General features: G+C 54.1%; 13 protein-coding genes. 1 reads left to right on the forward strand and 12 read right to left on the reverse strand.

Going from position 1 to position 14,214, the window contains the following annotated elements; all coding sequences use genetic code 11:
- Nucleotides 1-30 precede the first annotated feature (30 nt).
- From rnr to N2M06_RS13305, 8 genes are all read right to left on the reverse strand, one after another.
- Complete coding sequence (gene rnr / locus N2M06_RS13270) at nucleotides 31-2,382, reverse strand: ribonuclease R (RefSeq protein WP_346350998.1); 2,352 nt, start codon at nucleotides 2,380-2,382, stop codon at nucleotides 31-33.
- 130 nt (nucleotides 2,383-2,512) lie between these two features.
- A complete protein-coding gene (gene luxS, locus N2M06_RS13275; RefSeq protein ID WP_019936039.1) occupies nucleotides 2,513-3,022 on the reverse strand; it encodes an S-ribosylhomocysteine lyase in 510 nt (169 codons plus the stop codon).
- A 134-nt stretch (nucleotides 3,023-3,156) separates the two neighbouring features.
- Complete coding sequence (gene glnB, locus N2M06_RS13280) at nucleotides 3,157-3,495, reverse strand: nitrogen regulatory protein P-II (RefSeq protein ID WP_019936040.1); 339 nt, start codon at nucleotides 3,493-3,495, stop codon at nucleotides 3,157-3,159.
- A gap of 10 nt (nucleotides 3,496-3,505) precedes the next feature.
- A complete protein-coding gene (locus N2M06_RS13285; RefSeq protein ID WP_346350999.1) occupies nucleotides 3,506-5,125 on the reverse strand; it encodes an NAD+ synthase in 1,620 nt (539 codons plus the stop codon).
- A 75-nt stretch (nucleotides 5,126-5,200) separates the two neighbouring features.
- Nucleotides 5,201-6,751 carry a type II secretion system protein gene (locus N2M06_RS13290; protein WP_346351000.1) on the reverse strand — a complete coding sequence of 517 codons (1,551 nt, stop codon included), beginning with the start codon at nucleotides 6,749-6,751 and terminating at the stop codon, nucleotides 5,201-5,203.
- An 11-nt stretch (nucleotides 6,752-6,762) separates the two neighbouring features.
- Complete coding sequence (locus N2M06_RS13295) at nucleotides 6,763-7,893, reverse strand: hypothetical protein (RefSeq protein WP_346351001.1); 1,131 nt, start codon at nucleotides 7,891-7,893, stop codon at nucleotides 6,763-6,765.
- Nucleotides 7,880-8,530, reverse strand: coding sequence for a prepilin-type N-terminal cleavage/methylation domain-containing protein (locus tag N2M06_RS13300; protein ID WP_346351002.1), 651 nt, complete (start codon nucleotides 8,528-8,530; stop codon nucleotides 7,880-7,882). The genes N2M06_RS13295 and N2M06_RS13300 overlap by 14 nt, the downstream gene beginning before the upstream one ends.
- Nucleotides 8,524-9,018, reverse strand: coding sequence for a GspH/FimT family pseudopilin (locus tag N2M06_RS13305; RefSeq protein WP_346351003.1), 495 nt, complete (start codon nucleotides 9,016-9,018; stop codon nucleotides 8,524-8,526). Before N2M06_RS13305 ends, N2M06_RS13300 begins: the two co-directional genes overlap by 7 nt.
- An 81-nt stretch (nucleotides 9,019-9,099) precedes the next feature.
- Here N2M06_RS13305 and N2M06_RS13310 point away from each other — a divergent pair, with 81 nt between their 5' ends.
- Nucleotides 9,100-9,483, forward strand: coding sequence for a type IV pilin protein (locus N2M06_RS13310; RefSeq protein WP_019936046.1), 384 nt, complete (start codon nucleotides 9,100-9,102; stop codon nucleotides 9,481-9,483).
- Between the two features lie 28 nt (nucleotides 9,484-9,511).
- Here the strand turns inward: N2M06_RS13310 and ispH are convergent, their stop codons facing one another.
- From ispH to ileS, 4 genes are read right to left on the reverse strand one after another with little or no spacing between them, the layout of a single operon-like run.
- The gene (gene ispH / locus N2M06_RS13315) at nucleotides 9,512-10,453 is read right to left on the reverse strand and encodes a 4-hydroxy-3-methylbut-2-enyl diphosphate reductase (protein WP_346351004.1); all 942 of its coding nucleotides are present in this window, start codon (nucleotides 10,451-10,453) and stop codon (nucleotides 9,512-9,514) included.
- A gap of 2 nt (nucleotides 10,454-10,455) precedes the next feature.
- Nucleotides 10,456-10,902 (reverse strand): FKBP-type peptidyl-prolyl cis-trans isomerase, encoded by a 447-nt coding sequence (gene fkpB / locus N2M06_RS13320; RefSeq protein WP_019936048.1) that lies wholly within the window; start codon nucleotides 10,900-10,902, stop codon nucleotides 10,456-10,458.
- Nucleotides 10,895-11,386 (reverse strand): signal peptidase II, encoded by a 492-nt coding sequence (lspA, locus tag N2M06_RS13325; RefSeq protein WP_346351005.1) that lies wholly within the window; start codon nucleotides 11,384-11,386, stop codon nucleotides 10,895-10,897. Before lspA ends, fkpB begins: the two co-directional genes overlap by 8 nt.
- Nucleotides 11,386-14,211, reverse strand: a complete 2,826-nt coding sequence (gene ileS / locus N2M06_RS13330) for an isoleucine--tRNA ligase (RefSeq protein WP_346351006.1) — start codon at nucleotides 14,209-14,211, stop codon at nucleotides 11,386-11,388. The genes lspA and ileS overlap by 1 nt, the downstream gene beginning before the upstream one ends.
- Between the last annotated feature and the right edge of the window lie 3 nt (nucleotides 14,212-14,214).

Below are 14,214 nucleotides of genomic sequence, written 5' to 3' on the forward strand. Positions count from 1 at the left end.
CTGCTCCCTATTCCCTGCTCCCTCACAGGATCAGCGGCGCTTGCGGCCACGACTGCGGTTACGGGAACGAGGCTTGTCGCCCTTGTCTCCTTTTTCGCCTTTATCGGCCTTGTCACCGCCCTTGCCGCCAGTGGGCTTGGCACGCTGACGCGACTTGAGGTTTTTGGCACCCTTGCCGGTTTTGCCTTCGCCTTGCGGTGCGTCTTCCACCAGCTCAAAGTCAATCTTGCGCTCATCCAGATTGACGGCCATGACCTTAACCCGAATCTTGTCACCCAAACGGTAGCGGCGACGGAAGTTTTCACCAATCAGCTGCTGGCGGGCAGGATCAAACTGGTAGTAGTCATTCTGCAGGCTGGAAATATGTACCAGACCATCAATATGAAACTCATCCAGGCGCACAAAGAAGCCAAAGCCGGTGACGTTGGCAATGGTACCGCCAAACTCGTTACCTACATGGTCCAGCATGTATTCACACTTGAGCCAGTCGGCTACATCACGGGTGGCGTCATCGGCACGGCGCTCTGTCAGTGAGCAGTGCTCACCCATGGGGGCCACCTGATCATACTGGTAAGGCACGCCGCCGGTCTTGCTGCCGCCGCCGCCATGCATTTTTGCCAGCTGAGCCTTGATAGCGCGGTGCAGGATCAAATCCGGATAACGGCGAATGGGTGAAGTAAAGTGAGCGTAAGACTTCAGTGCCAGACCAAAGTGACCGTTATTCTCGGCCTGATATACCGCCTGCTTCATGGAGCGCAGCAGCATGGTCTGAATAAGCTCCGCATCGGGCCTGTCTTTTATCTGCTCGGCAAGCAGGGCGTAATCCGCCGGCTCCGGCTCAAGGCCGCCTTTCAGCTCCAGGCCCAGCTCGCCCAAAAAGCTGCGGAAGCCGGTGAGTTTTTCTTCACCCGGCTTATCATGCACCCGGAACAGCGCGTGCGCTTCCTGCTTTTCAATAAAGCGGGCGGCAGCCACGTTGGCCATGATCATGCACTCTTCGATGATCTTGTGCGCGTCGTTGCGCACCACCGGCACAATGCGTTCAATCTTACGCTGCGGATTAAACACAAAGCGGGTTTCTTCGCTTTCAAACTCCACGGCACCACGCTGATGGCGGGCTTCCTTCATCGCATGGAACATGCGGTTCAGCTCTTCCAGATGCGGCACCAGCGGCGCGTAACGCTCACGCAGGGCCTCATCTCCTTCCAGTATGGCAGCCACTTTGGTATAGGTCAGGCGGGCATGGGAGTTCATCACCGCTTCATAGAACTTGAAGCCAGACAGTTTTCCGGTAGCGGATATGGTCATTTCTGCCACCATGCACAGCCGGTCTACCTGAGGGTTGAGTGAACATAAACCGTTGGATAATACCTCGGGCAGCATGGGAATCACCTGCTCGGGGAAGTAAACCGAGTTGCCGCGCTGATAGGCTTCCGCATCCAGCGCCGTGTTGGGGCGCACATAGTAGGATACATCGGCAATGGCCACCCACAGCCGCCAGCCGCCGGAGCGCTTGGGCTGACAGTGCACCGCATCGTCAAAGTCGCGGGCATCTTCGCCGTCTATGGTGACCAGCGGCAGATCGCGTAAATCCTTACGGCCCACCTTGGCTTCTTCCGGCACTTCTTCACTGAGTTTGGCCACCTGCTGCTTGACCTCTTCCGGCCATACATGAGGAATGCCGTGAGTGCGCAGGGCAATTTCAATTTCCATGCCCGGGTCCATGGTTTCACCCAGCACTTCAATGACCTTGCCAATACCGGTCATGCGCTTGGTAGGACGCTGGGTAATAGTGATCACCACCACCTGGCCCATCCGTGCACCCATGGTCTCACCCTGCGGAATAAGGATATCCTGGGCAATGCGGCTGTCGTCGGGTACTACATAGCTGACACCGTTCTCAACAAAATAGCGACCCACCACGTCCAGGCTGCGGGACTCAAGTACACGAACCAGCCGCGCCTCACGGCGGCCACGGGAGTCAAAGCGCAAGGGCTGCACCAGCACATAGTCACCGTGCATCACGGCGTCCATTTCACGCTGGGCCAGGAACAGATCATCGCCGCCGTCTTCCGGACGCACAAAACCAAAGCCGTCGCGGTGGCCGATGACCTGGCCTTTAATCAGGTTCAGCTTGTCGGGCAGGGCGTAACATTTATTACGGGTAAACACCAGCTGGCCATCGCGTTCCATGGCACGCAGACGGCGGCGCAGAGCTTCTTCCTGCTCTTCACCGGCCAGATTCAGCTCGGCAAAAATTTCATCCCGGTTAGCCGGTGTCTTGCGCTGTTTCAGGTGCTCAAGAATAAACTCCCGGCTGGGAATCGGGTTTTCGTATTTTTCGGCTTCCCGTTGTTGGAAAGGATCTTGGTGTTCTGACATAAGAAGGTCCGTTTGAGCACTGTGATAGAAGGATGTATATCAACAGAATAAGAATAACAAGTGACAGTACGTCCGGTTAAGCCAGTGCTCGCATTAACCGGACATCAGTCACCGGGGAAGCCGCCGTTATTTACAGGGTTTTCAGCATTTCTTCCGGCAGCGCCAGGTTCTGGTTGCTGTTTACACCAATGCCCCGCTCGATAATATTACGGGCGATGGCCTTGGCCTCGTCCAGCGAGTGCATCACATAGGTGCCGCACTGATATTCATTAAGTTCCGGGATCTCGGACTGATTTTCTACCTTGAGCACGTCTTCCATGGCGGCTTTCCAGGCGGCAGCAACCCGCTGCTCGTCGGGCGCGCCCACCAGACTCATGTAGAAACCGGTACGGCAGCCCATGGGAGAAATATCGATAATCTCCACATTGTCGCCGTTAAGGTGGTTACGCATAAAGCCGGCAAACAGGTGCTCCAAGGTATGAATGCCCTTTTCAGAAAGAATTTCCTGGTTGGGCAGACAAAAACGCAGATCAAAGACAGTAATGGTGTCTTTGTTGGGAGTCGCCATGGTTTTGGCCACCCGCACCGCAGGAGCCTCCATTCGGGTATGATCTACGGTAAAACTGTCCAGCAGTGGCATGGAATACTTCCTTAATTCAAATTCAATCAATCATTGTGGCAAAAAAACCGGACGGTTAAAACAAGGGACTGGGGATTAGGGACCTGGGAATGGTAAAAACAACTCCCTGCTCCCCATTCACTACTCCCCGCCGTTCACACCGCTTCTTCGTTCTGCTCACCGGTACGAATGCGGATCACCTGGCCAACATCCAGCACAAAGATTTTGCCATCCCCTATTTTGCCGGTTCGGGCAGTGCTTTCAATCGCTTCAATGCAAGACTCTACCAGTTCATCCTGCACCACCAGCTCCAGTTTGACCTTGGGCAGAAAGTCAACCATGTACTCGGCCCCCCGATACAGCTCGGTATGCCCTTTCTGACGACCAAAGCCTTTTACTTCCGATACTGTCATGCCGGTAATGCCGCGCTCGGCCAACGCCTCGCGCACGTCGTCAAGCTTGAAGGGTTTAATAATAGCTTCAATTTTTTTCATGGGCGGCTCCTTACCAGTTTGTTTTGCCAAATCCCGAAGTAATGGGGTAACGCCTGTCCTTACCAAAGTTGCGGGCGGTAATGCGCGGCCCCACAGCGCTCTGCCGGCGCTTGTATTCATTAATATCCACCAGCTTGATCACCCGGCGCACATCGGCCTCATCAAAGCCGGCAGCAAGCAAGTCGTCCAGGGATTTGTCCTGCTCCACATAGCCTTCAAGAATGGCGTCCAGCACATCATAGGGCGGCAGGCTGTCCTGGTCGAGCTGATCCGGTGCCAGCTCAGCCGACGGCGGCCGGTCAATAACCCGCTGAGGGATCACATAGCCAAGCGTATTACGATAGCGGCACAGTTCAAACACCAGGGTTTTGGGCACGTCCTTGATGGGGGCAAAACCGCCCACCATGTCACCGTAGAGGGTGCAGTAACCCACCGCCACTTCACTCTTGTTGCCGGTGGTCAGCACCAGCCGGCGGCGCTTGTTGGAAATGGCCATCAACAGCACACCGCGAGCACGGGCCTGCAGGTTTTCTTCCGTGGTGTCGCGCTCTGTGCCCTCAAACAGAGGTGCCAGCTGGCCCATAAAAGCGTCGAACATGGGCTCGATGGAGACGATATCGAACTCCACGCCAAGACGCTCTGCTTCCTCTCTGGCATCTTCCACGCTGATGGAGGCGGTATAACGAAACGGCATCATCACCGCCTGTACTTTGTCCTTGCCCAGCGCATCGGCGGCAATGGCCAGGGTCAGGGCCGAGTCGATACCGCCGGACAGGCCCAGCACGGCACCGTTAAAGCCATTTTTATTCACGTAATCCCGGGTGGCCAGCACCAGCGCCTGATAAATTTCAGCCAGGGGATCAAGGGCTGGCTGAATATCACCCGGCACGGGCGCGCCCTGCTCAAACTTCATCAACGTCAGTGCGTCGGCAAAGGCCGGCAGGCTCTGGGTGAGTTCGCCTTCGGCGTTGAATATCTTGGAGCGGCCGTCAAACACCAGCTCGTCCTGGCCGCCCACCTGATTGAGATACACCAGTGGCAGCTGGTTATCACGGCTGCGCTGGGCCAGCAGCTCTTTGCGGATCCAGGCCTTGCCCTTGTGATAGGGCGAGGCATTCAGGCTGAGCACCAGCCCGGCGCCGGCGGCTTTTGCTGCCGCCATGGGGGCTGGCTCCCATACATCTTCACAGATCAGCAGGCCCAGTTTGTGATCCTTGAACTCAATCACGCAGGATTCGCTACCGGCAGTGAAATAACGCAGCTCATCAAACACACCGTAGTTGGGCAGCAACTGCTTGAAATAACGGCCTTGTAGTTTGCCCTGATAATAGAAAGAAGCAGCGTTATACAACTTGCCCTCTTCGCGCCAGGGATGACCCACCACCAGGGCGATGTTCTGGCTGGCGGCGGCCAGTTCGTTCAGGGCGCTGGTAACCCGCCGATGCAGATCGTCGCGATACAGCAAATCTTCGGGCGGGTAGCCAGTCACCGCCAGCTCGGGAAACAGCACCAGATCCGCGCCCTGCTCAGCGGCATTGGCGGCGGCGGTCAGCATTAGTAGCGTGTTGTGTTCAATGGCACCGACGGTCGGATTAAGCTGGGCCAGCGCCAGAGTAAGATGTGAGGGCATGATCTGTCTGTCAGGTAAAAAAGCAATAGCTGCCATAGTAATGAAAGACGGCCGGATTGTCAGGTTTCTCAGTGCTCAAGGAGCTGTCACCTCGACAGTCAGCTCGGCTGTGATCCAGTCATTGCTCTCCTCAAAGGGGGATATGGGAATGTTAGTGGTAAGGCCGCTGTTGCTGCGGAGGATATTGGCTGTAACAGAAGTTTCTCCTTTAACATGCGCTTTCAACTCACTACTACCTTGATCAATACTTGCCACATCTGATGATATAGTCCACTCGATTAGATTATTGCGTACTTTACGCTCTTCAAATGCTAGCTTTCCAACAAAACCACTATTAATTAACTCATTGACACTCTTTCCTTCACTTATAGCATTCAAGGCATCAAGGTAGTCAGGAGAAAAAATATCCACATATATCCCTCTAACTACTAATTTAGTGCTAGAGGAAGGGTCAACCTTCAACTCTTGAGAAAACGGCCCAGGTGAATAACTGGCCACATCATACTGATAACCTGAACCAACCTTACTTTTAATTTGCTTTAAAACATATCCAACAACAACCTCTGAAACATATTCCTCATAATCATTTTTATTTTCAATTAAGTAGTCTTCCGAAAATACATTAAGCACTACCAGATTCCAGTCGTTGGCTACCTTATAAACCCCATCAATGCGAACCAGGCGACAGGCTTCCAGATATTCATCACCATCGGCCACAATCGTACTGCCTGATATTGATGAGTAATGAGCATGTTGAGCATTTTTCACTTCGGCATACTTCCATTTGATGACATCATACCAATGGCTAAACTCATTGCTTGGGCCATCAAAATGGTTTTTGCAACAAAGGTTACACAGCTTATCCTGCTTATTATCTTTAGCTTTTCCTGTTTGCTTGAGGGCGTTATCTCCATTTTTCCAGTAAGCTAATGCTCCAACCATGGTGCGCTGTGCAGGTAACTCAGCATCAGCAGAACCACTCAACTTACAGTTACAGCTAACCGTTACCAGATCTTGTTCCTGCACTTTAATGTTTGCAGCATCGTAAAGGGTGGTTTTCTCACTCACTCTGACACTAGTGGAGTCATTCTTGGCGACCGTAACCACCGGCTTGCTGGTTTCCTGCTTCAAACCATCACCCAAGTCAATGGCAACCACATCGGGAAACAGTCCTGGCGTGTGTTTTACCTTGGGGCCGCCCTTTCCTGTTCCCAAATGCTTGTTGGCCGTTCCAAGAGAACCGCTAATCGCAGATATATTTAAAGAAATGGTGGTTCCCAATGTAAAGCTCAGCACTTCACCGCCATCATTCCAATTAATGGTCACTACCACCTGTTTTTGAGCATTACCGCTTTCAGTCACTGCCCAGTTACGTGCGTATTCATTATTATCCAAATTCACCGTATCACTGCCATCGGTAATTTCATCAAAGCCGTTACGGCTCTGAAAGCGGCGCAGTTCATCCAGCTTGGATTCCGCCAGGCGCATGGCCACTTCCCGGCTACGACCGTCACGACTGTATTCCAGATAGGTTTTATTCAGTTGCAATAAGGTACCAGCAGTTGCCGCCACAATCACAAAGGCCAGCATCACTTCAATCAGCCCAAATCCGTGTTGCCGTTTCATGATGCCTCCTGTTACCAGTCTTTCCAACTGCCGGGAATGATGTTTATATTAACGAAGGGGTTGCCATTCTCCTTACCTATTAACCGGGATATAACATCTGGATCATACACAGAATCATAATTACCATTGGGCAAGTCAATCTTGTCATGATTGGACACCATTGCACCGTAAAACTTGGCACCGCCATTGATTTTTATTGTATGATCAGGGCCACTGGCCCCATCAGAGTCGTAAGCGAATAAAAGCCCATATACCTCACTGCTCCCATTAATGCTTAAGCCACCATCCTTTACAATAATAACCACTGGTGACGTTTTATTGCCAAACACTCCGCTCAAGTCACAATTTGACTTATTCATTCCCTCAATAATAAAAAAATCGCCACCAGTTTTTAACGATGGATCACTACAACTTGAAACAATACTGGCACTTGACTCGATATAGTCCCAGCTCTGTGCATTATCCGGCACACCAAAAAGATATTCGACCAGGTCATCAGGAAAGTCAGGATCATGGTCAACTATATCCTGCCCCTTTCTGTCCTTGTTGCTATAAGCATTATTACTGTCACAGCCATCTCTATAAGCTTGCAAACTACAGGTTTTTGCATTGCCCTCTATAGTCGCGATGGATTTGGTCCAGACAGACACGGGTACACCCGGCCCACCACCATTAGGATTCGCCACAATGGTGATATTTCCGCTGGCTGGCAAACTTCCTCCTATCAGTAACGGAGCTGCTGGCCCAGCATTGTCGGGATTGAGCACGCTACGTTTTGCCACCTGCACACTCACGGTGGCTTCACTTCCATTGGGCAATATCGCCACCGACGTCAGTTGCCAGGCATCGGGAATGGGCACTCCTTGCTCCATGGTGACCGTATAGCTGGCCGTCGCCGCCGAGGTGCTTAACGTGCCTGAAAGGCTGGTAGCCAGAGGATCTACCTTAAGCTGCGCCATGGCTTCGGCAATGCCTTTTTCTGCCGCCGCCTGAGCGATGCGGTATTCAATTTCGTTCAGCGTAATACGCTTGTCGGAAATCAGCACCTTGCCAATAAATACCGACACTGCCACCAGCATGGACACCAGCACCAGAGTAATGGTCAGAGTGGCAAACCCGCTTTCCTTGTTAGTAGCCGTCATTTCTCAGTTTTATCTCCCGTTGCAGGCTCACTGCCAACGCCGGCCGATTGATATGGGACGCACTCAGGCTGAGCCGTATGGTACGCATACCGGTGGCGCTGCTGCCGGACATCAGCTCAAAGCGCAGATCATCGACCGAGATTTCCTGCTCGGCCATTAGCGCATTACCCTTACCACAGAGCGTACTCAGCGAGGCGCTGACTGAAGCATTATTTTCCACTTCCAGTCTTTTAGCTGAAGGATCAAGGCTGTAAACACGAACTACCGTTATTGCTGGAGACTCACCGTCATCCAGGTACTTAATGCGAATACAATCTGGAACACTTGCACCTGTGGAGGTATGAAGATCGGAGGTCGTAGAAAATACCAAGGCCTCTGCAGTTGCCGCTGCCGAGGCATCACCATCCATTCCCTGAGCGGCACTGGGGTGATATCCCGCCCGCTGAATATCCCGCACCATGATATCGGTGACCGATTGCACATCCTGGTTCAGTCGCGACAGCATCAGGGTTGTATTACCCGACACAATCACCGATGAGAACAGCGACAGGGCACCAGCCACCACCAACAAGCCGGCCACCAGCGACACCAGCATTTCCACCAGAGTCATGCCCTGCTGGCGCTGAGCGACTAGCAAGAGGGCACCCCTATCAAGTTACTGACGGAACAGGTGCGAATAATGCTGTTATTCCAGGTTTTAATTTGCATTTCATAAGCACCGCTGGAAAGCGTAATACTTCCTGCAGTTAACGTGTTGCGTCGGGGTTTAAAGGTTAATGAGTCATCACTGTAAGAATCATCGATATCAAGCTCCACCGCCGGAAAGTTTTGTCCATCAACAGCTTCAATAGCGGCACCAGAGCAGTTGCTCGAGTCATACAGCTGATAACTCCATTCAGTGCTACCCAACCCGGTAAAACACACCGTCACTTCCCGATTGCGCTTAATCGCCTCGCTGCGGGCCAGTTGCAGGTCGGCATACACCGCCATGCCGGCGCTGCGCACCGTGTATTGCTCGCGCAGACTCTGAAAGCTGGGCACTGCCAGGCTGGTCAGCACTGTCATCACCACCAGGCCCACCAACAATTCAATCAGGGTCAGGCCACGTTGCTTTTCGTTGTTCACCGCCTCGGCCTCCTAATCTCAGGCAATGTCTAAACTGAAGTAAGCTTGAGACAGGGTCAGACTTTAAACAAGGAAGCCTTCATGCAAAGGTATTTGGGGTTTACGCTGGTGGAGTTGTTAATCACGGTGGCCATTCTGGCCATTATCACTGCTGTGGCCTATCCGGCCTACTCGGGCTATATGCAAAAAGCCAGGCGAACAGAGGCCATTCAAACCCTTTATAGCATGCAGCTGGCCCAGGAAGACTGGCGTATATCCAACCCCGGTTATACAAGCTCGGTCGCGGACCTGAAAAGCCCGGCCAGTACCAATCACTATGACTTCAGTGCAACTGTTGCAGACAACAGCTATACCCTCACCGCCACCGCCAGGAAAAGCCAGCAGAATGACAAGGAAGGCGGCACCAGCTGCTCAACACTGACCCTGGCACGCAGCGGCGACAAAACGCCGGCTGCCTGCTGGTAATAAAAAACCGCCCCTGAGGGCGGTTCGGTTACACCTGTTTGATTTTGAGCTCGGCGGGCACTTCAAACACAATATTTTCTTCCCGCCCGGGGTGCTCGGTGACGGTTTTTCCGCCCAGCGACTGCAGGTGAGAAACCACTTCCTGCACCAGCACTTCCGGGGCCGAGGCACCGGCAGTCACACCAATGCGCTCGGCACCATCCAGCCAGGCCGGCGCTATCATCTCAACACAGTCGATCAGATGGGCCCGGGTACCCATCTTTTCTGCCAGCTCCCGCAGCCGGTTGGAGTTGGATGAGTTGCGCGATCCTACCACCAGCATCAGATCCACCTTGGCAGCCAGCTCCCGCACCGCATCCTGCCGGTTCTGAGTGGCGTAGCAGATATCATCCTTGCGCGGCCCCTCAATTGTGGGAAAGCGCGCCCGCAGTGCGTCTATCACATCGGAGGTTTCATCCACACTCAGGGTGGTTTGAGTGACAAAGGTCAGATTATCGGGATGCTTGACTTCAAGGCTGGCCACATCGTCCGGATTTTCCACCAGATACATGCCGCCTTCAGTACTTTCATACTGACCCATGGTGCCTTCCACTTCCGGATGGCCCGCATGGCCAATCAGAATAGTCTCAATACCTTTGCGGCTGGCTCTGTGCACTTCCATATGCACCTTGGTTACCAGCGGACAGGTAGCGTCAAACACCTTGAGTCCACGCCGTTTGGCCTCTTCCCTCACCGCCTTGGACACACCATGGGCAGAGAAAATCACAATATTGCCGTCTGGCACCTGATCCAGCTCGTCCACAAACACGGCACCCGCATCTTTAAGCTTGTTCACCACATAGCGGTTATGCACCACTTCGTGACGCACATAAATGGGCGCACCAAATTTTTCCAGGGCGCTCTGCACTATGCTGATGGCCCTGTCCACGCCGGCACAGAAGCCTCGGGGGTTGGCGAGCAGGATTTCCATGATCAGGCTCCGTTTTCGTCTACGGCCAGGATCTCCACCTCAAAGGTGACATTATGACCGGCCAGAGGGTGATTAAAGTCTACGGTGACCGAGTCGCCGGCCACGCCGCGAATAATACCGGGAATTTCAGCACCATTGGGCTGAGTAAACGACAGAATAGCGCCTTCTTCCAGCTCCAGATCAGCACTAAAACGGCTGCGCTCCATATAGTGAATATTATTTGGGTTCACTTCACCAAAGGCGTCGTTGGGCGTTAACTCAAATACTTTTTTCGCGCCGGTTTCAAGGCCCAGCAGACAGGCTTCAAAGTTGTCGGTCAGGCTGCCATCGCCCATCTGCAGTTTGGCCGGCTTGCCCTGCAGCTGAGTGCTGTCAGCCACAGAGCCATCCTCCAGCTTGATGGTAAAGTGAAACAGCACTTCGCTGTTGGGACCAATTACATTACTCATTGGGGGCTTCCTTTTTAAAACTGTCGATGATGATCATGGCGGCACCAATAAAAATGAAGCTGTCGGCCAGGTTAAATGCCGGCCAGTGCCAGTTGCCCACATAAAAATCAAGAAAATCAACCACATGCCCAAGCAGTAAGCGATCAATCACGTTGCCGATGGCACCGCCAATAATCAGCGCATAAGCCACCGGCATCCAGCGGGCGGTACGCGGTGCCTTGTACATCCAGACACTGAGCAGCACTGTCACAGCAAAGGCAAGGCCGGCGAAAAACCAGCGTTGCCAGCCGCCCTGATCAGCGAGAAAGCTGAACGCCGCTCCCGGATTATAAACATGTACCAGATTGAAGAAGGGGGCGATCTCCACCCCCGGGTAGCCATAATCCAGATAGTTGACGGTCAGCCATTTGGTTATCTGATCCAGCACTATGGTCACAATGGCCAGCCACCACCAGCGCAGGCCAGTATCAGTGAGCGCACGCATCAGGCAAACCGGCGGACTTCGCCGTCTCCGGCCACGTTCGATACGCAACGGCCACAGATGCCGTCATGACCTTCATGGGTACCTACATCATCCACATGATGCCAGCAACGACCGCACTTGTCGGCTTCACTCCTGGCCACACTCACTTTGAGGCCGGCCAGCTCGGTATCGGTCGCATCGGCGGCCTCGCCAAGTGCGGCAATAGTGACGTTTGAAGTCAGCATCACAAAGCGCAGCTCATCGCCCAGTTGCGCCAGCTTGGCGGCCAGGGATTCATCGGCATAGAGAGTGATATCGGCCTCCAGGGCTCCACCAATCACCTTGTTGCTGCGGGCACTTTCCAGCGCCTTGTTCACCGCCTGACGCACTTTGAGCAGCTCAGCCCAGTAGGCATCATTCATCTGTTCACCTTCTGCCAGGCCAAACAGACCGTCATAGAACTCTTCGGTAAACACAAAGCGCTCACGCTTGCCGGGCAGCAGGGCCCAGATCTCGTCGGCGGTAAAACTCATGACAGGTGCCATCCAGCGGACCAGGGCCTCCACAATGTGGTACAGGGCGGTCTGGCAGGAACGGCGCGCCTGGCTGTCAGCCTTGGCGGTATACTGGCGATCCTTGATTACGTCCAGATAGAAAGAGCCCATCTCGATAGAGCAGAACTGCATCAGTTTTTGCGTCACCAGATGGAAGTTGTACTCGTCATAGGCCTGAGTGATCTCCTGCTGAATGGCCTGAGCACGTCCCACCGCCCAGCGGTCAATCACCACCATGTCTTCCGGTGCCACCATGTCGGTTTCCGGATTGAAGCCGTTCAGGTTGGCCAGCAGGAAGCGGGCAGTATTACGAATACGGCGGTAGGCATCGGCGCTGCGCTTGAGAATTTCATCGGATACCGTCATCTCACCGGAGTAATCGGTGCTGGCTACCCACAGGCGCAGAATGTCGGCACCCAGCTTGTTCATTACTTCCTGGGGGCTGACCACGTTGCCAATGGACTTGGACATTTTGCGGCCCTGGCCGTCCACGGTAAAGCCGTGAGTCAAGACCTGACGGTAAGGCGCATGGCCCTTCATGGCAGTGGAGATCATCAGTGATGACATAAACCAGCCACGGTGCTGATCCGAGCCTTCCAGATACATGTCGGCAGGATGCCCCTGAAACTCGGAACGCACATCCACAACGGAAGAGTGAGTAGAGCCGGAGTCGAACCATACATCCAGGGTGTCGAGCACCTTGTCGTACTGGTCGGCTTCCTCACCCAGCAGCTCGGCGGGGTCCAGATCCCACCAGGCCTGAATGCCGGCTTTCTCCACCCGCTTGGCTACTTCCTCCATCAGCTCAGTGGCGCGGGGATGCAGCTCCTGAGTGTCTTTATGCACAAACAGGGCAATGGGCACACCCCAGGTGCGCTGACGGGAAATACACCAGTCAGGACGGTTTTCCACCATGGACTGAATACGGCTTTGGCCCCACTCGGGTACCCACTGCACTTTTTCAATTTCACTCAGTGCCTGACCGCGCAGACCGGCCTGATCCATACTGATAAACCACTGAGGAGTAGCGCGGAAAATAATGGGCGTCTTGTGCCGCCAGCAATGCGGATAGGAGTGCATATAAGCTTCATGGTGCAGCAGCGCGCCACGCTCCTTGAGCACCTCAACTACAGCGTCGTTGGCCTTGAAGACATGCTGGCCGGCAAATAGCTCAGTATCGGGCAGGTACACGCCATTGCCGCCCACCGGGTTAGCCACTTCCAGACCGTAGTGCTGACCTACCGCGAAGTCTTCCTGACCATGGCCAGGAGCCGTATGTACGGCACCGGTACCGGAGTCGGTGGTGACGTGGTCGCCCAAAATGGCAGGTACATCAAAGTCGTAGAAGGGATGCTGAAAACGCTTCAGCTCAAGCCCGGCACCCTGACAGTAACCCAGATTGTGATAGTGAGTGATGCCGGCTCTGTCCATCACATCCTTGACCAGATCTGCCGCCAGAATCAGCCGTTCGGGCTGGTCACCTTCCACCTGCACCAGGGCATAGCTCAGCTCGGCATGCAGCGCCACCGCCCGGTTGGCGGGCAGAGTCCAGGGCGTGGTGGTCCAGATCACCACAGAAACGGGACCCTGACCGGCATGTCCTTCGGCACAGTCAAAACTGGCAACCACAGCAGCCTCGTCAGCGGCCCTGAAGCGGACATCAATAGCTGGTGAACGCTTGTCTTCGTACTCGACTTCGGCCTCGGCCAGCGCCGAACCACAGTCGGTACACCAGTGCACCGGCTTGGAGCCCTTGTGCAGATGACCTTTGTCGATAATTTTGCCGAGGGCTCGAATGATGTTGGCCTCGGTATCAAAGTTCATGGTCAGGTAAGGGTTGTCCCAGTCACCGAGTACCCCCAGACGGATAAAGTCAGCCTTCTGCCCTTCCACTTGTTCTTTGGCGTAGGCACGGCAGGCTTCGCGGAACTCGGCGGCAGACACTTTGACACCGGGCTTGCCGACCTTGCCTTCCACTTTCAGCTCAATGGGCAGGCCGTGGCAGTCCCAGCCGGGAATGTAGGGCGAGTCGTAACCCAGCAGGCCCTTGGACTTGACGATAATGTCTTTCAGGATCTTGTTGACCGAGTGACCAATATGAATGTTGCCGTTGGCGTAGGGAGGGCCATCATGAAGAATAAAGGGCTTCTTGCCGGCCTTGGCACGACGCACGGCACCATAGAGATCTTCATCAAACCAGCGCTGCAGCATCTCCGGCTCGCGTTTGGCCAGGTTGCCGCGCATGGGAAACTCTGTTTCGGGCAAATTCAGGGTGTGTTTATAGTCGCTCATTGA

Origin of the sequence: Oceanimonas sp. AH20CE76, assembly GCF_039654065.1 — a bacterium.
GTDB classification, from domain to species: domain Bacteria; phylum Pseudomonadota; class Gammaproteobacteria; order Enterobacterales; family Aeromonadaceae; genus Oceanimonas; species Oceanimonas smirnovii.

What these genes read in the sequence shown, in the direction of transcription:
- glnB (WP_019936040.1), bottom strand. Translation starts at nt 3,495, where the DNA reads ATGAAAAAAATTGAAGCTATTATTAAACCCTTCAAGCTTGACGACGTG.
- ispH (WP_346351004.1), bottom strand. Translation starts at nt 10,453, where the DNA reads ATGGAAATCCTGCTCGCCAACCCCCGAGGCTTCTGTGCCGGCGTGGAC.
- N2M06_RS13290 (WP_346351000.1), bottom strand. Translation starts at nt 6,751, where the DNA reads ATGAAACGGCAACACGGATTTGGGCTGATTGAAGTGATGCTGGCCTTT.
- N2M06_RS13285 (WP_346350999.1), bottom strand. Translation starts at nt 5,125, where the DNA reads ATGCCCTCACATCTTACTCTGGCGCTGGCCCAGCTTAATCCGACCGTC.
- ileS (WP_346351006.1), bottom strand. Translation starts at nt 14,211, where the DNA reads ATGAGCGACTATAAACACACCCTGAATTTGCCCGAAACAGAGTTTCCC.
- lspA (WP_346351005.1), bottom strand. Translation starts at nt 11,386, where the DNA reads ATGCGTGCGCTCACTGATACTGGCCTGCGCTGGTGGTGGCTGGCCATT.
- luxS (WP_019936039.1), bottom strand. Translation starts at nt 3,022, where the DNA reads ATGCCACTGCTGGACAGTTTTACCGTAGATCATACCCGAATGGAGGCT.
- fkpB (WP_019936048.1), bottom strand. Translation starts at nt 10,902, where the DNA reads ATGAGTAATGTAATTGGTCCCAACAGCGAAGTGCTGTTTCACTTTACC.
- rnr (WP_346350998.1), bottom strand. Translation starts at nt 2,382, where the DNA reads ATGTCAGAACACCAAGATCCTTTCCAACAACGGGAAGCCGAAAAATAC.
- N2M06_RS13310 (WP_019936046.1), top strand. Translation starts at nt 9,100, where the DNA reads ATGCAAAGGTATTTGGGGTTTACGCTGGTGGAGTTGTTAATCACGGTG.
- N2M06_RS13295 (WP_346351001.1), bottom strand. Translation starts at nt 7,893, where the DNA reads ATGACGGCTACTAACAAGGAAAGCGGGTTTGCCACTCTGACCATTACT.